This window comes from Delftia sp. PE138 (assembly GCF_018320755.1).
Taxonomy (GTDB): Bacteria; Pseudomonadota; Gammaproteobacteria; order Burkholderiales; family Burkholderiaceae_C; genus Comamonas; species Comamonas tsuruhatensis.
The window spans coordinates 301,574-317,087 of record NZ_JABEPN010000001.1 but is presented as its reverse complement, the minus strand read 5'-3'; the positions used below and the strand labels follow the sequence as shown (position 1 = coordinate 317,087).

At 68.2% G+C, this 15,514-nt stretch carries 13 protein-coding genes; 9 read left to right on the top strand and 4 right to left on the bottom strand.

Annotated features, from left to right (window positions below):
* Positions 1-4: 4 nt before the first annotated feature.
* From HFGMBDPB_RS01380 to HFGMBDPB_RS01360, 5 genes are all read left to right on the top strand, one after another.
* A complete protein-coding gene (locus tag HFGMBDPB_RS01380; protein WP_016448740.1) occupies positions 5-694 on the top strand; it encodes a helix-turn-helix transcriptional regulator in 690 nt (229 codons plus the stop codon).
* An 88-nt stretch (positions 695-782) separates the two neighbouring features.
* Positions 783-1,427 carry a glutathione S-transferase family protein gene (locus HFGMBDPB_RS01375; RefSeq protein WP_016448741.1) on the top strand — a complete coding sequence of 215 codons (645 nt, stop codon included), beginning with the start codon at positions 783-785 and terminating at the stop codon, positions 1,425-1,427.
* 142 nt (positions 1,428-1,569) lie between these two features.
* Entirely contained in the window at positions 1,570-2,796 is a 1,227-nt protein-coding gene (gene gspF, locus HFGMBDPB_RS01370; RefSeq protein ID WP_212644764.1) for a type II secretion system inner membrane protein GspF, read from the top strand.
* 16 nt (positions 2,797-2,812) lie between these two features.
* Complete coding sequence (locus HFGMBDPB_RS01365; RefSeq protein WP_016450866.1) at positions 2,813-3,733, top strand: 5'-nucleotidase; 921 nt, start codon at positions 2,813-2,815, stop codon at positions 3,731-3,733.
* 62 nt (positions 3,734-3,795) lie between these two features.
* A complete protein-coding gene (locus HFGMBDPB_RS01360; RefSeq protein WP_016448744.1) occupies positions 3,796-4,269 on the top strand; it encodes an EF-hand domain-containing protein in 474 nt (157 codons plus the stop codon).
* 24 nt (positions 4,270-4,293) lie between these two features.
* Here the strand turns inward: HFGMBDPB_RS01360 and HFGMBDPB_RS01355 are convergent, their stop codons facing one another.
* The 3 genes from HFGMBDPB_RS01355 to HFGMBDPB_RS01345 form a co-directional block, all read right to left on the bottom strand.
* Positions 4,294-4,728: a hypothetical protein gene (locus tag HFGMBDPB_RS01355; protein ID WP_016450864.1), complete on the bottom strand. Its 435-nt coding sequence runs from the start codon at positions 4,726-4,728 to the stop codon at positions 4,294-4,296.
* A 155-nt stretch (positions 4,729-4,883) separates the two neighbouring features.
* Entirely contained in the window at positions 4,884-5,387 is a 504-nt protein-coding gene (locus tag HFGMBDPB_RS01350; protein WP_212644763.1) for a cyanophycin metabolism-associated DUF1854 family protein, read from the bottom strand.
* A 3-nt stretch (positions 5,388-5,390) separates the two neighbouring features.
* A complete protein-coding gene (locus HFGMBDPB_RS01345) occupies positions 5,391-7,685 on the bottom strand; it encodes a cyanophycin metabolism-associated ABC transporter (RefSeq protein ID WP_016448747.1) in 2,295 nt (764 codons plus the stop codon).
* Positions 7,686-7,903: 218 nt separating this feature from the next.
* Between HFGMBDPB_RS01345 and HFGMBDPB_RS01340 the strand changes: the two genes are divergently transcribed.
* The 3 genes from HFGMBDPB_RS01340 to HFGMBDPB_RS01330 all read left to right on the top strand — a co-directional run bounded on the left by HFGMBDPB_RS01340 (position 7,904) and on the right by HFGMBDPB_RS01330 (position 13,229).
* Positions 7,904-10,105: a cyanophycin synthetase gene (locus HFGMBDPB_RS01340; RefSeq protein ID WP_016450863.1), complete on the top strand. Its 2,202-nt coding sequence runs from the start codon at positions 7,904-7,906 to the stop codon at positions 10,103-10,105.
* Between the two features lie 66 nt (positions 10,106-10,171).
* A complete protein-coding gene (gene cphA / locus HFGMBDPB_RS01335) occupies positions 10,172-12,745 on the top strand; it encodes a cyanophycin synthetase (protein ID WP_016448749.1) in 2,574 nt (857 codons plus the stop codon).
* 1 nt (position 12,746) lies between these two features.
* Entirely contained in the window at positions 12,747-13,229 is a 483-nt protein-coding gene (locus HFGMBDPB_RS01330; RefSeq protein ID WP_209799949.1) for a CreA family protein, read from the top strand.
* A 7-nt stretch (positions 13,230-13,236) separates the two neighbouring features.
* On the opposite strand, the gene HFGMBDPB_RS01325 is transcribed toward HFGMBDPB_RS01330, so the two are convergent.
* Positions 13,237-14,142, bottom strand: a complete 906-nt coding sequence (locus HFGMBDPB_RS01325; RefSeq protein ID WP_016450860.1) for a LysR family transcriptional regulator — start codon at positions 14,140-14,142, stop codon at positions 13,237-13,239.
* Between the two features lie 132 nt (positions 14,143-14,274).
* On the opposite strand from HFGMBDPB_RS01325, the gene HFGMBDPB_RS01320 reads away from it, so the two are divergent.
* Positions 14,275-15,357, top strand: coding sequence for a YeiH family protein (locus HFGMBDPB_RS01320; protein ID WP_026062025.1), 1,083 nt, complete (start codon positions 14,275-14,277; stop codon positions 15,355-15,357).
* Positions 15,358-15,514: the final 157 nt, after the last annotated feature.

Genomic DNA, 15,514 nt, shown 5'->3' with positions numbered 1-15,514 from the left:
AGGCATGAGCCGCTCCGCCCGGCTGCTGCAGCTGATCGACCTGCTGCGCCGTGCGCGCCTGCCCCAGGCCGGGCCGGTGCTGGCCCGGCAGCTGGACGTGAGCCTGCGCACCCTGTACCGCGACATCGCCACCCTGCGCGAACAGGGTGCCGCGATTGCGGGCGACCCGGGCGTGGGCTACGAGATGCGGCCCGGCTTTCTGCTGCCGCCGCTGATGTTCACGCCCGATGAGCTGGAAGCCCTGCTGCTGGGCGCGCGCTGGGCCAGCCGCCAGGCCGACCCCGAGCTCGCCCAGGCCGCCACCGCCGCGCTGGACCGCATACGCAGCGCGCTGCCGCTGGAGCTGCGCATCGAGGTGGACACCAGCGGCCTGCTGGTGCCGCCCATCTGCCACGAATCCGTGACCGAGCCCTGGCAGACCGCGCTGCGCCTGGCGATACGGCGCCAGCACCGGGTGCTGCTGCACTACACGGATGAGAAGGGCCAGCCGACCGAGCGCCGGATCTGGCCTTTTGCCATGGCTTTCTTCGACCAGCGGCGCATTCTTGCGGCCTGGTGCGAACTGCGCCAGGACTTCCGCCATTTCCGCGCCGACCGCGTGCGCTCCGTCACCGATCTGCAGGAACGCTATCCCGACCACCGCAGCGGCCTGATCGAACGCTGGTCGCGGCAACTGGGCTACACGGTCCGCTGACACCACTGCTGACAAAAACTGTCAGCATGGCCTCCTACAGTCGCTCCCATGGCCTTCTCGCCATGCATTCAAACCACTGGGAGCCTTCATGAACGACTCGATCAAGCCTCTGCGCTTTTACTTCCACCCCCGCTCGCGCGCGGTCATCGCGCGCTGGATGCTGGAGGAATGCGGCGCCCGCTATGAGCCCGTGCGGCTGGAATTCGGCAGCACCATGAAGGCTGCCGACTACCTGGCCATCAACCCCATGGGCAAGGTCCCCGCCCTGGTGCATGGCGAGACCGTGATCACCGAACAGGCCGCCATCCTTGCCTATCTGGCCGACATCTTCCCCGAACGAAGGCTCGCGCCGGCCGTGGACAGCCCGCTGCGCGGCGTCTACCACCGCTGGATGTTCTTCCTGGCCGGCCCCGTCGACGCCTTGATGACAGCCAAGAGCCAGGGCCACCTGGAGCAGCAGACGGCCGACCAGGCCATGTCCGCCGGCTATGGCCGCTATGACGACGTGGTGCAGACGCTGCGCCAGGCCGTGGCCGGCAGGCGCTACCTGTGCGGCGACCAGTTCACCGCCGCCGACGTGCTCATGGCCAGCTACCTGCGCTGGGGGACGATGATGAAGCTGCTGCCCGCGCTGCCCGAGTTCAGCGACTACGGCCAGCCGCTGATGGAACGCCCGGCCTCGCTGCGCTCCATCCAGCTCAACGAAGCGGACCTGGCCGCCCAGCCGGCATAGGCACCTCCGGGACCTGGGGGCGAGGCCCGAGACGGCCTCGCCATCCAGCCGTCACCGGCAGCGGCTACCATCGGGGGTTGGATCGCCGCCTGGCGTTTCCTGAACGCCATCCTTCCCCAGCCCCTCCCGACTCCCGCCGCGCATGCCTGCCTTTTCCTTCGAAGCCCTGGATGCCCAAGGTCAGACCCGCAAGGGCACGATCGAAGCCGACAACGCGCGCGCTGCGCGCAGCCAGCTGCGCGCCCAGGCCCTGGTGCCCATGGCCGTGGAGATCGTGGCCTCGGGGTCGGCGTCCGGCCCGCAGGGTGGCGCCTCGCGCTGGCTGACCCGCCCCGTCCTTGGCTCCACAGGGCTCACCGTGTGGACGCGCCAGATGGCGGGGCTGGTCGGATCAGGCCTGCCCATAGAGCGCGCACTGGCCGCGCTGTCCGAAGAAGCCGACGACCCGCGCCAGCACCACCTGGTGGCCGCGCTGCGCGCCGAGGTCAACGCAGGCTCCACCTTTGCCCGCGCACTGGCCCAGCACCCGCGCGAATTCTCCGACATCTACTGCGCCGTGATCGGCGCCGGCGAGGCCAGCGGCAGCCTGGGCCCGGTGCTGGAGCGGCTGGCCGACGACCTGGAATCGCGCCAGGCCCTGCAGTCCAAGCTCATTGGCGCAGCCCTGTATCCGGCCATCGTGACCCTGGTGGCCATCGTCATCGTGCTGTTCCTGGTCAGCTACGTGGTGCCGCAGGTGGCCAGCGTGTTCGCGGGCACCAAGCGCGCCCTGCCCTGGCTCACCGTGGCCATGCTGGCGCTCAGCGACTTTGTGCGCAGCTATGGCTGGGCCGCGCTGATCGCCCTGGTGCTGGGCGCCGTGGGATTCCGGCTGTCCATGAAGAACCCCGTGCTGCGCGAGCGCTTCGACGCCTGGTGGCTGCGCCTGCCGCTGATCGGCCGGCTGGCGCGCAACTACAACGCGGCACGCTTTGCCGGCACGCTGGCCATGCTGGCGGGCGCAGGCGTGCCCATTCTCAAGGCCTTGCAGGCCGCCGCCGAAACGCTGGGCAACCGCGCGCTGCGTGCCGATGCCATGGACGCGCTGGCCCTGGTGCGCGAGGGCGCGCCGCTGGCCTCGGCCCTGGCGCAGAAAAAGCGCTTCCCGGGCCTGATCTCCATGTTTGCCCGCCTGGGCGAGCAGACCGGCCAGCTGCCCGTGATGCTGCAGCGCGCGGCCAACCAGCTGTCCACCGAGGTGCAGCGCCGCGCCATGTACCTGGCCACCATCCTGGAGCCGCTGCTGATCGTGGCCATGGGCATGGTCGTGGCCCTGATCGTGCTGGCCGTGCTCATGCCCATCATCCAGCTCAACCAGTTCGTCAAATAGCGACAAGCGCCAAGCCATGCCCGTGACCCTGCAAGACAAGCTGGTCGTCGCCATCTCATCGCGCGCACTGTTCGACTTCGAGGAAGAGAACCGGCTGTTCGATGCGGGCGACGAGCAGGCCTACATGCGCCGCCAGCTGGACCTGGTGCACCAGCCGGCACGCCCGGGCATCGCCTTCCCGCTGGTGCGCAAGCTGCTGGCCTTCAATACGCCCGAAGTGCAGCGCGTGGAGGTGATGATGCTGTCGCGCAACGACCCGGCCAGCGGCATGCGCGTGTTCGCCTCGGCCAAGGCGGCCGACATGCACATAGAGCGCGGCGTGTTCACGCGCGGGCGCGATCCGTTTTCCTACCTGCGGCCGCTGGGCGCCCACCTGTTCCTCTCGGCCAACGAGGTCGATGTTCGCAAGGCCCTGTCCATCGGCTTTCCCGCGGCGCGCGTGATGGTCGACTCCACGCCCGCAGGCGACCGCTACCCGCAGGAAGTGCGCATTGCCTTCGACGGCGATGCCGTGCTGTTCTCCGACGAGGCCGAGCGCATCTACCAGCAAGGCGGGCTGCCGGCCTTTCTGCGCCATGAGGTCTCCCATGCCGCCACGCCCCTGGGAGAAGGGCCGTTCAAACCCCTGCTGCAAGCCCTTCACCGGCTTCAGCAGCAGGCGGACTCGTCCCAGACCATGCGCATTCGCACGGCCCTGGTGACGGCGCGCAGTGCGCCGGCGCACGAGCGCGCCATCCGCACATTGCTCGATTGGGGAATCACCGTGGACGAGGCCATGTTCCTCGGCGGCCTGGAAAAAGGCCCCTTCCTGCGCGAGTTCGAGCCGGATTTCTTCTTCGACGACCAATCGGGCCATGTCAGCTCGGCGGCCCGCCATGTGCCCGCAGGCCATGTGAACAGCGGCATCTCCAATCCGGACGCCGATCCGCTGAAGTAAACAATTGCAAAGGGCGGGCCGGCCGTGCTTGCAAATGCCGGTTCCGTGCCCAAATAAAGCCAATGCATTTTCCCCTCATGAACCGCTCCGCCCTGCTGCGCCGGCCGCCTGTGCTGCAGGCCGCCGCTGCCGTCCTGCTGACCAGCGCCTTCATGCTGCCCGCCGCGCGCGCGCAGGCGGCCGAGACGGCCGACAAGGCGTCCACCGGACAGGCCTCGGCCAGCCCGGCGCCATTGACCAAGGGGGAAATCAAGGCCCAGCGCGAATTCAAGATGCTGGACTTCAACAAGGACGGCAAGCTCAGCCGCACCGAAGTGGCGCTGTTCCCGCGCCTGGCGGCGGCCTTCGACGAGGCCGACACTGACAAGGACGGCTACGTCTCCTATGCGGAGGTGCAGGCCTTTGCCGTCAAGTACCGCGCCGAGCGCGACAAGGCAAAGGCCAAGGCGCAGGCCGAAGAGGCAAAGGCCGCAGAGCATGCCGCAGCCGTGTCCGCTGCCAGGGACACGAAGGAAGGCGAAGGCTCAAAGGACTGAGCCTGCGCATTCAGCCACTGACACTCAAAGTCCGCCGGTACGCTTGACCTTGGGTTCCGAATAGGTCAACGGCTCCTCGCGCACCTGCAGCTTGTTGCGGGCCACGTCATCGGCCTTGCTGACCTCCTGGGCCTGCTCCACGGCCATGGCGCTGGCGCGCCACATGGACTGGATGAACTCGATGAGCTGCTTGGAAATCGGCTCCTTGGGCGGCTCCTCGACCTCTTCCTTCTGCTTGATCTCCTCGGCCAGCGTCCAGTCGCGGTTTTCCTGGTCCACCACGGACGGTTTTTCAGGATCGCGAATCACACGGCCTTCGCCGATGCGGTCCGTGGACTCGACAGGATTGGCAGCGTTCACGGGACGCACGGGCACCGCGCCCGACGCGCCGGTGGAGTACAGATCGGCGCTTTGCGGGCGCCACGGTATGGGCGATCGGTCAACAGGTGGAATTGGCATGGCTCGACCCTCTTGCTGGATGTGTGCTGTGGGCGGGAATTTCCCGCCGTCGCCTCATCATCGACAGAACCTGAAAGAACTGAAGCGCTTTTTTTGAAAGACGCCCAGGCCTGCCTCAAACCAAGGGTAAACCCCGAAACCACCCTGACCAGGCGCTAGAGGAAACGCTCCAGCATCTTGCGCGAGGCACGGTCCAGCGCCGTGCTGTCCGGCACGCTGAACTGCACGCCGTCCTGGCTGGTGATCATCAGGTGCGTGCGGCCCGACAGGCGGCGGATATCCTCCTCGGCCTTGAGCACGAGCTGCGCGGGACCGCGGTCGGTCTCCAGGTCCCAGGTGCTGGGCGTGGAATAGCTGGACACCTTGCGGATGCGCTGGATGACGGGCACGAACTCGCGCACGGCCAGATCCTGCTCGATCAGCGTGCGGGCCTGCGCGGGCAGGTGGTCCATGTGGTCCACCCACAGCGCCTCCTTGCCATCGGCACAGACCAGGGACAGGCCTTGCAGCGGCGCGGCAATGGGAAAGGCGCGCACGGGCACCACGGATTCATGGCGCGTGCCGTCGGCCAGGATCAGCACCAGGCGGCCATGGGCGTTGCGCTCCACGCGTACGCGGCTCAGATCGGCGGCGGCGGCGCAATGTTGGGCAGTGGACATGGCTTATTCCTCGATGGTGGTTGCGACCAGGGTCAGGCCTGCGGCCTGGGCATCCTCTTCGGCGCGCCGCGCCTGGGCCTGGTACAGGCGCCAGTAGGCGCCCTGCTTTTCCATCAGTTCGTCGTGCGGCCCCACTTCCACGATTTCGCCCCGGTCCATGACCACGAGGCGGTCTGCCTTGCGCAGCGTGGACAGACGGTGGGCGATGGCAATCGTCGTGCGGCCCTGCACCAGGTTGTCCAGCGCCTTCTGGATTTCCTTCTCGGTCTCGGTGTCCACGGCCGAGGTGGCCTCGTCCAGGATCAGGATGCGCGGGTCGATCAGCAGCGCGCGCGCGATGGAGATGCGCTGGCGCTCGCCGCCCGACAGGCCCTGGCCGCGTTCGCCGACCAGGGAGTCATAGCCGTGCGGCAGGCGCAGGATGAATTCATGGGCATGGGCCGCACGCGCGGCCGCCACGATTTCCTCGCGCGTGGCGTCGGGCTTGCCGTAGGCGATGTTCTCGGCAATGGTGCCGAAGAACAGGAAGGGCTCCTGCAGCACCAGGCCGATGTTGCTGCGGAAGTCCGACACCTTGAGCCGGCGGATATCCACGCCGTCGAGCTGGATGGAGCCTTCGCTCACGTCGTAGAAGCGGCTGATCAGGTTGACCAGGGTGCTCTTGCCCGAGCCGCTGTGGCCGACCAGGCCAATCATTTCACCCGGGCGAATCTGCAGATCCAGGTTCTTGATGACGGCGCGGCTGCCGTAGCGGAAGGTCAGGTTGTCCAGCGTGATGGCACCCTGCACGCGCGGCAGCTTGACCGGGTTGACCGGGTCGGGCACGTTGCTCACGTGGTCCAGGATGTCGAAGATGCGCTTGGCGCCGGCTGCCGCCTTCTGTGTGACCGAGACGATGCGGCTCATCGAATCCAGGCGGCTGTAGAAGCGGCCGATGTAGGCGATGAAGGCCGTCAGGATACCGACCGTGATCTGGCCGCCCGCCACCAGCCAGATGCCGAAGCCCCAGACCACCAGCAGGCCGATCTCGGTCAGCAGCGTCACCGTGGGCGTGAACAGCGACCAGGTCTTGTTGACCTTGTCGTTGGCCTGCAGGTTGACCAGATTGGCCTGGGCGAAGCGGTCGGCCTCGCGCTTTTCCTGGGCGAAGGCCTTGACCACACGGATGCCGGGAATGGTGTCGGCCAGCACATTGGTCACCTCGGACCAGACGCGGTCGATCTTCTCGAAGCCCGTGCGCAGGCGGTCACGCACCAGGTGGATCATCCAGGCGATGAAGGGCAGCGGCACCAGGGTGACCAGGGCCAGCCATGGATTGATGGAGAACAGGATGACCGAGGTCATCACGATCATCAGCACATCGGTCGCAAAATCCAGCGCGTTCAAGGATAGAAACAAATTGATGCGATCTGTTTCCGCCCCGATGCGCGCCATCAGGTCGCCCGTGCGTTTGCTGCCGTAGTAGTCCAGCGACAGCGTCAGCAGGTGGTTGTAGGTGGTCGTGCGCAGGTCCGAGCCAATGCGCTCGGAGACCTTGGCCAGCACGAAGGTGCGCGCCCAGCCCAGGCCCCAGGCCACCAGCGCCGCCGCAAGCAGGCCGCTCAGGTAGAAGACCACCAGGCTGCTGTCGATCTGCTGCCCGTTCTGGAACGGGATCAGGATCTTGTCCACGATGGGAATCGTCAGGTAGGGCGCCACCAGGGTGGCGCCCGTGGAGGCCAGGGTCAGCAAAAAGCCCAGCAGCAGCTGGTGCCGGTAGGGATGGGCAAAGCGCCACAGGCGCAGCAGCACCCAGGTGGAGGTCTGCGGACCCTGCTGGCGCGCGCAGGCCGGGCATTCGTCGGCCTCGGGCGGCAGCTCGGTCTGGCAGGCCGGGCAGCGGGGCACATCGTCCTCGGGCCCGTCGAAGTCCTCGCCACGCGCCATGCGCTCACGCTGGTGATCGAACTGTTGCAGCAGGCGCAATACGCCCGCCTGGTGGCGCAGGGTGAAGCGCCACAGCGCCAGCCGAGCCGCAGGACCATGCAATTCGAGGTTGCCCACGCCGCCGTGGTCCAGCGTACGCAAATTCTGATCGACCGAGAGTATCCACTCACTCCATCGCTGATCCTCAGGATCACAGGCGATGAGGCGCTGGTTGGTCAGGACAACCCAGCCTTCGCCGAAGCGCATATCCAGGGTCAGGTCAACCGTGGCGAGGGCCAGCACGTTTTCATTGGAAGCGAGCCTGGCTCGCAGCTCAGCCCCGCGGGGGCTGGCAAGGAAGGCCGAAACGTCCACAGAATGGTGTTCTTGCATGTTGAGTTGTTTTTCCCGCCCCTGGCGGCTCCTGGTGTCATGCGGGCAACCGCAGCTCCCCGGTGGATATCCCGCGCGTTGCACGGCATACCCTGCTCAACGCGCCAACCCTGGTTTAGGCTGACAACACTGCGCATGGGTTTTCTGGGCGCACAATCCTCTCCCATTCTCCGGCGATCCGAATCCGGGTCGTCGTTCACGCTTACCCGTTGACCGACATGGCGAAATTCAAAGACATCCAACTCTTGCGCACCACCTACCTGCGTGGACCCAGCGTCTGGACCTACCGTCCCGTGCTGGAGGTCTGGCTGGATCTGGGCGAGCTGGAGGACTATCCCTCGAACAAGCTTCCCGGTTTCAACGAGCGCCTGACGGCCTGGCTGCCCGACCTGGTCGAGCACCACTGCGGCGTGGGCGAGCGCGGCGGCTTCATCCAGCGCCTGGAAGGCGGCACCTGGTGCGGCCACGTGCTGGAGCACATCATCATCGAGCTGCTGAACCTGGCGGGCATGCCTGCCGAGTTCGGCCAGACCCGCGAGATCTCGCAGCGCGGCGTGTACCGCATGGTCTTCCGCTGCCCCGAGGAAACCGTGGCGCGCACGGCCCTGGCCCATGGCCACAGGCTGATCATGGCCGCCATCAATGACGAGCCCTTCGACCTGAAGGCCGCCATCAAGGCCATCAAGACCGAGATCAACGACCGCTACCTGGGCCCGAGCACGGGCTGCATCGTCGATGCGGCCGGCGAGCGCCGCATCCCCCACATCCGCCTCAATGACGGCAACCTCGTGCAACTGGGCTATGGCGCCGCGCAGCGCCGCATCTGGACCGCCGAGAGCGACCAGACCAGCGCCATCGCCGAGGGCATTGCCCAGGACAAGGACTTCACCAAGCGCCTGCTGGCCGCCTGCGGCGTGCCCGTGCCCGAAGGCCAGATCGTCCACAGCCCCGAGGAAGCCTGGGAAGTGGCGCAGGACATCGGCTTTCCCGTCACCGTCAAGCCCTCGGACGGCAACCACGCACGCGGCGTGACGCTGGACCTGCGCGACGAGGCCGACATCAAGGCCGCCTTCGCGCTGGCCCAGCCCGAAGGCTCGGACGTCATCGTCGAACGCTTCATCGACGGCACCGAGCACCGCATCCTGGTCGTGGGCGGCAAGGTGGTTGCCGCCTGCCGTGGCGAGACCGTGAGCGTGGCCGGCAATGGCAAGTCCACGGTTCGCGAACTGGTCGCCGTGGTCAACCAGGACCCGCGCCGCGGCCCCGAGCAGGAATACCCGCTGGACTGGATCAACCTCGAAGCCCCGGCCGTGAAGCTGGAACTCAAGCGCCAGAACGTCACGCCCGACACCATTCCTGCCCAGGGCACCAGCGTGCTGCTGCAGCGCAACGGCAACATGGCCATCGACTGCACCGACGAAGTCCATCCCGAAGTGGCCTACATGGCCACGCTGGCCGCCAAGATCGTGGGCCTGGACATCGCGGGCATGGACATGATCCTGCAGGACGTCTCGCGCCCCATGAAGGAGCAGGGCGGCGCCATCCTCGAAGTCAACGCCGGCCCCGGCCTGCTGATGCATCTGAAGCCCACCAGCGGCGCGCCGCGCCCCGTGGGCATGGCCATCGCCGACCACCTGTTCCCGCGCACCGAAGAGGGCACGGGCGCCGGCCGCATCCCCCTGGTCGGCATTGCCGGCACGCGCAACAACGGTTTCACGGCCCGCCTGGTGGGCTGGCTGCTGCAGCTGTCGGGCAAGCTCACGGGCGTGGCCAGCAGCGAGGGCATGTTCCTGTCCAACCGCCAGACCCAGAAGACCAATACCGCCAACTGGGCCGGCGCCCACCGCCTGCTGACCAACCGCCTGGCCCAGGCCGCCGTCATCCAGACCACGGCCCGCTCCATCCTGGAAGAAGGCCTGGCCTACGACCGCTGCCTGGTCGGCGTGGTCACCGACATGGACGGCTTCGAGCAGTTGCCCGACCATGACGTGCACGAGCAGTCGCAGATGACGCGCGTGATGCGCACCCAGATCGACGTGGTGCTGGACGAAGGCGCGGGCGTCCTCAATGCCGACATCGAACAGGTGGCCGACCTGGCCCGCCTGTGCGACGGCGAGGTGCTGTTCTATTCGATGCAGGCAGACAGCCCCGTGGTAGCGGCCCACCGTTGCGAGAGCGAAGGCCGTGCCGTCTTCGTGCGCGGCAACCAGGTGATCCTGGCCACGGGCGCCGCCGAGCGCGTGCTGGGCACGCTGGACGCGCTGAGCCTGCCCGGCGGCCTGCGCCCGGACACGCCGGCCCTGCTCGCTGCCATTGCCGCGGCGTGGTCCATGGACATTGCCCCCGACCTCATCGTCGCCGGCATCAAGACCTTCGACTACACGCCGGCCGCCGCTGCGGTTTCCACCGCCGCCGCCTGAGCCCGACCACACGATGACATGCAGGCAGGCCCGGCGACGCGGGCCTGCCCTCCGAAAGAAGACACTATGCAGATCACCCGCATCCGAGCCCTGCGCGGCCCCAATCTCTGGACCCGCAGCACCGCCATCGAAGCCATCGTGCAATGCGAGCCCGGCGACTGTGACTACTCGGCCCTGGCAGGGTTCGAGGACCGGCTGCGCGCACGCTTTCCCAAGATCGGCACGCTGCAGCCGCACGGTGCAGACCAGCGCCTGTCGCTGGCCCATGTGCTGGAAGTGGCGGCCCTGTCGCTGCAGGCCCAGGCCGGCTGCCCCGTGACCTTCAGCCGCACGCACGAGACCGTGGAAGCCGGCACCTACCAGGTGGTGGTGGAGTACACCGAGGAATCCGTGGGCCGCCTGGCCATGGAACAGGCCGGTGCGCTGCTGCAGTCGGCACTGGCCGACACGCCCTTCGACGCCGACAAGGTGGTGGCCGAGCTGCGTGAACTCGACGAGGACGAGCGCATCGGCCCCTCCACAGGCTCCATCGTCGATGCGGCCGTGGCGCGCGGCATTCCCATCCGCCGCCTGACCTCGGGCTCGCTGGTGCAACTGGGCTGGGGCTCCAAGGCCCGCCGCATCCAGGCCGCCGAGCTGGACCAGACCAGCGCCGTGGCCGAATCCATCGCCCAGGACAAGGACCTGACCAAGCGCCTGCTGCACGCCGCCGGCGTGCCCGTGCCGCTGGGCCGCCCCGTCAAGGACGTGGAAGAAGCCTGGCTCGTGGCCCAGGAAGTGGGACTGCCCGTGGTGGTCAAGCCCCAGGACGGCAACCAGGGCAAGGGCGTGGTGGTCAACATCACCACGCACGAGCAGCTCAAGGCCGCCTTTGCCACCGCCTCGGAATTCGGCGACGACATCATGGTCGAACGCTTCCTGCCGGGCCACGACTTCCGCCTGCTGGTGGTCGGCGGCCAGCTGGTGGCCGCTGCGCGCCGCGAGCCGCCCCAGGTGCTGGGCGACGGCCAGCACACCATCCGCGAACTGGTCGAGCTGGTCAACCAGGACCCGCGCCGCGGCTCGGGCCACGGCACGGCGCTGACCAAGATCCGCCTGGACGACATCGCCATCGCGCGCATCGCCACCGAAGGCCTCACGCCCGAATCCGTGCCGGCCCAGGGCCAGCGCGTGGTGCTGCGCAACAACGCCAACCTGTCCACGGGCGGCAGCGCCACCGATGTGACGGATGACGTGCACCCCGACATCGCCGCGCGCGCCGTCGAGGCCGCCCAGACCATCGGCCTGCACATCTGCGGCGTGGACGTGGTCTGCGAGACCATGCTGCGCCCGCTGGAGGAGCAAAACGGCGGCATCGTCGAAGTCAACGCCGCACCGGGCCTGCGCATGCACCTGGCGCCGTCCTTCGGCAAGCCCCGCAACGTGGGCGTGCCCATGGTCGATGAGCTGTTCGCACCCGGCCAGGATGGCCGCATCCCGCTGGTGGCCGTCACCGGCACCAATGGCAAGACCACGACCACGCGCCTGATCGCCCACCTGTTCACCTCGCATGGCTGGCGCACGGCCATGACCAATACCGACGGCGTCTACGTCAACGGCCGCCAGATCGACAGCGGCGACTGCTCGGGCCCGCGCAGCGCGCGCAACGCCCTGGCCCACCCCGAGACCGATGCGGCCGTGCTCGAATGCGCACGCGGCGGCATCCTGCGCGAAGGGCTGGGCTTCGACCGCTGCCAGGTGGCCGTGGTCACCAACGTGGGCGCGGGCGACCACCTGGGCCTGAACTACATCACCACGGTGGAAGACGTGGCCGTGCTCAAGCGCGTCATCGTGCAGAACGTGGCCGCCGACGGCTATGCCGTGCTCAACGCCGCCGACCCGTTGGTCGCCGCCATGGCCTCCACCTCGCCGGGCAAGGTCATCTACTTCGCGGCCGACCGCCACCATCCCGTGATGGCCACGCACCGCGCCCAGGGCAACCGCGTGGTCTACGTGGACGGCGACAGCATCGTTGCGGCCGAAAGTTCGTGGCGCGAGACCATCGCCCTGCGCGAGATCCCCATCACGCGCAACGGCACCATCACCTTCCAGGTGGAGAACGTCATGGCCGCCATCGCCGCCGCCTGGGGCGTGGGCCTGCCGTGGCAGACCATCCGCCGCGGGCTGGCCGGCTTCGTCAACGACAGCGACAACGCCCCCGGACGCTTCAACGTCATGGACTACCGTGGCGCCACGCTGATCGCCGACTACGGCCACAACCCCGACGCCATCCGCGCCCTGGTGCAGGCCGTGGATGCCATGCCGGCCCAGCGCCGCAGCGTGGTCATCAGCGGCGCGGGCGACCGCCGCGACCAGGACATCACCGAGCAGACACAGATCCTGGGCAAGGCCTTCGACGACGTCATCCTCTACCAGGATGCCTGCCAGCGCGGCCGCGCCGACGGTGAAGTCCTGGCCCTGCTGCAGCAAGGCCTGCAAGGCGCACCGCGCACCGACTACGTGACCCAGATCCAGGGTGAGTTCAACGCCATCGACCACGCGCTGGCGCGGCTGACGCCCGGCGACCTGTGCCTGGTGCTGGTGGACCAGGTCGAGGAAGCCCTCGAACACCTGCGCCGCCATGTGGCGGGTGAGGCTTGACATGAACAGCCGGGCCTTGCTCACGGCCGCTCTGGCCACGCTGCTGCTGGGCGCCTGCGGTGCGCGCGCCGAGCAGGTGGGCGCGGTGGACACGGTGTTCAAGTTCATAGGCCCGGACCACAAGATCGTGGTGGATGCCTATGACGATCCCAAGGTGGCGGGCGTGACCTGCTATGTCTCGCGCGCCAAGACCGGCGGCATCAAGGGCGGGCTGGGCCTGGCCGAGGACCGCGCCGAGGCCTCGATCAGCTGCGTGCAGACCGGACCCATCCAGATCCCTGCGCCGCTCAAGCAGCAGGACGAGGTGTTCACCGAACGCATCTCGCTGCTGTTCAAGCGCCTGCGCGTGGTGCGCATGGTCGATGCGCAGCGCAACACCTTGGTCTACATGACCTACTCGGACCGCGTGATCGAAGGCTCGCCGCAGAACAGCGTCACGGCCGTGCCCGTGCCGCGCAACACGCCGATACCGCTGCAAAAGTAGCCTGGGCTCATTCCTGCGCCTGGGACCTGCAGGCCTGCACGAAGGCCGCCAGCGCCGGCGAGCGGCGCTTGCCTGCCCGCTGCACCAGCGAGAAATCGCGCCACATGCGCGGCAGCGTGGTCGGCAGCACGGCCAGCTCTCCCGAGGCGACCAGGGCCTGCACCAGCACGCGCGACAGGCAGCTGACGCCCAGGCCCTGCGCCACGCAGCGCGCAATCGCCTCCGAACTGCCCAGCGTGGCCGCGGCCGGCAACTGGTGCAGATGCGGCAGCAAGGCATGCTCCACCATCTCGCGCGTGCCCGAGCCCGGCTCGCGCAGCAGCCAGCGCGCACCGCGCAGCGCCGCCACGCCCAGCGGGCGCTGGCCGGCAGCCTGCACCAGCGGGTCCTGTGCTGCGGCCACGATGACGAGTTCGTCGCGCATCCAGGGCTCGACCTCCAGCCCGGGCCAGTGGCTGGTGCCCTCGATCAGGCCCAGGTCCACGTCCAGCGATTCCACGGCCTGGCCCACCTCGCGCGTGTTGGCGATCTGCAGGTCCACGCTCAGGTGCGGATGGCTGCGCGCCAGGTGCGCGAGCACGGCCGGCAGCGCATAGGTGCCTATGGTGGTGCTGGCTGCCACGCGCAGACGCACGGGCAGGCTGGCGGCCCGCACCGAAAACGCCTGCTCTATGCCCCTGGCCTGCTCCAGCAGCGCCAGCGCCTCGGGCAGCAGGGCGCGCCCCGCGTCGTTGAGCGCCAGCCGCCGGCCCACGCGCTCGAACAGCTGGGCGCCCATGGCCTGCTCCAGCTGCTGCAGCGCGGCGCTGGTGGCCGACTGCGACAGGGCCACGGCATCGGCCGCCGCCACGGTGGAGCCGGCCTGGGCAACGGCGCAGAAGATTTCAAGTTGGCGCAGGGTGAGATGCAGCATGGCGTGCAGTCTGGACGAGGCATCAACCTGTTTCCCCGGTTGATGCTACAAAAACTATTCGTTATACGAATATAGCCAAGAAATCTAAAGTGCCTCCCATGCACCGCGCTCCTGACGCGGCGCGCAGGCACCATGAACACCACTTCCCTCCCACGCTCCTCCCTCCCTGGCTGGCTTCGCCATTTGACCGAGCTTGCGCCCGGCCTGCTGCTGGCAGGCGCCATTGCCGCAGCCGCCACCTGGGGCGCACGCCAGCCCCTGCTGGCCGGCTCGGGCCTGAGCGCGCTCACGCTGGCCATCTGCATCGGCCTGGTCATCGGCAACACCGTCTATCCGCGCCTGGCGCCCAGCTGCCATGCCGGCGTGGGCCTGGCCAAGCAGCGCCTGCTGCGCGCGGGCATCGTGCTCTACGGCCTGCGGCTGACCTTCCAGGACATAGGCCATGTGGGCATGGCCGGCGTGGTGGTCGATGCCCTGGTGCTGGGCAGCACCTTCTTGCTGGCGCAGTGGCTGGGCCGCCGCGTCTTCGGGCTGGATGCGCGCACCACGGTGCTGATCGGCGCGGGCAGCTCCATCTGCGGCGCCGCTGCCGTGCTGGCCACCGAACCCGTGATCAAGGGACGTGCCGAAGACGTGGCCGTGGCCGTGGCCACCGTGGTGGTCTTCGGCACCGTGGGCACCTTCCTCTACCCCGCGCTGTTCCACTGGAACGCCGCCCACGGCTGGCTGGACATGTCGCCCGCGCAGTACGGGCTGTACGTGGGCTCCACCGTGCACGAGGTGGCCCAGGTCGTGGCCGCCGGCGAAGCCATTGCGCCCGAAGCCGCCGACGTGGCCGTGATCTCCAAGATGGTGCGCGTGATGATGCTCGCCCCCTTCCTGCTGCTGCTGTCCATGGCGGTGGCGCGCGGCAACCGCAGCAGCCAGATGAGCGACGGCCAGCCGCGCCGCATCACCATTCCCTGGTTCGCGCTGGGCTTCGTCGCCATGGCCGGCGTGAACTCGCTGGGCGTGCTGCCCGCTGCCGTGGTACAGGTGGGCGTGCAGCTGGACAATGCCCTGCTGGCCGTGGCCATGGCGGCCCTGGGCCTGACCACCCATGTCCGCGCCGTGCGTGCCGCAGGCACGAAGCCCCTGCTGCTGGCCGCCTTGCTTTTCGCATGGCTGCTGGTAGCGGGCCTGCTCTTCAACCGCTGGGTGCCCGGCCTGCTCTGAAGCTGCCAGCATCCATCGACCGGCCCTGCGAGGCATCGTCTCGCAGGGCCTTTTTCATGGACGGCCTGCCTTCCAGAACAAGGGAATACCCTTGAACCAAATGCAGGCACAATTAATTTGCAATGCAAATTAATTGAATTACAAAGATAATCGAGGC

What these genes read in the sequence shown, in the direction of transcription:
- HFGMBDPB_RS01380 (WP_016448740.1), top strand. Translation starts at nt 5, where the DNA reads ATGAGCCGCTCCGCCCGGCTGCTGCAGCTGATCGACCTGCTGCGCCGT.
- HFGMBDPB_RS01375 (WP_016448741.1), top strand. Translation starts at nt 783, where the DNA reads ATGAACGACTCGATCAAGCCTCTGCGCTTTTACTTCCACCCCCGCTCG.
- gspF (WP_212644764.1), top strand. Translation starts at nt 1,570, where the DNA reads ATGCCTGCCTTTTCCTTCGAAGCCCTGGATGCCCAAGGTCAGACCCGC.
- HFGMBDPB_RS01365 (WP_016450866.1), top strand. Translation starts at nt 2,813, where the DNA reads ATGCCCGTGACCCTGCAAGACAAGCTGGTCGTCGCCATCTCATCGCGC.
- HFGMBDPB_RS01360 (WP_016448744.1), top strand. Translation starts at nt 3,796, where the DNA reads ATGCATTTTCCCCTCATGAACCGCTCCGCCCTGCTGCGCCGGCCGCCT.
- HFGMBDPB_RS01355 (WP_016450864.1), bottom strand. Translation starts at nt 4,728, where the DNA reads ATGCCAATTCCACCTGTTGACCGATCGCCCATACCGTGGCGCCCGCAA.
- HFGMBDPB_RS01350 (WP_212644763.1), bottom strand. Translation starts at nt 5,387, where the DNA reads ATGTCCACTGCCCAACATTGCGCCGCCGCCGCCGATCTGAGCCGCGTA.
- HFGMBDPB_RS01345 (WP_016448747.1), bottom strand. Translation starts at nt 7,685, where the DNA reads ATGCAAGAACACCATTCTGTGGACGTTTCGGCCTTCCTTGCCAGCCCC.
- HFGMBDPB_RS01340 (WP_016450863.1), top strand. Translation starts at nt 7,904, where the DNA reads ATGGCGAAATTCAAAGACATCCAACTCTTGCGCACCACCTACCTGCGT.
- cphA (WP_016448749.1), top strand. Translation starts at nt 10,172, where the DNA reads ATGCAGATCACCCGCATCCGAGCCCTGCGCGGCCCCAATCTCTGGACC.
- HFGMBDPB_RS01330 (WP_209799949.1), top strand. Translation starts at nt 12,747, where the DNA reads ATGAACAGCCGGGCCTTGCTCACGGCCGCTCTGGCCACGCTGCTGCTG.
- HFGMBDPB_RS01325 (WP_016450860.1), bottom strand. Translation starts at nt 14,142, where the DNA reads ATGCTGCATCTCACCCTGCGCCAACTTGAAATCTTCTGCGCCGTTGCC.
- HFGMBDPB_RS01320 (WP_026062025.1), top strand. Translation starts at nt 14,275, where the DNA reads ATGAACACCACTTCCCTCCCACGCTCCTCCCTCCCTGGCTGGCTTCGC.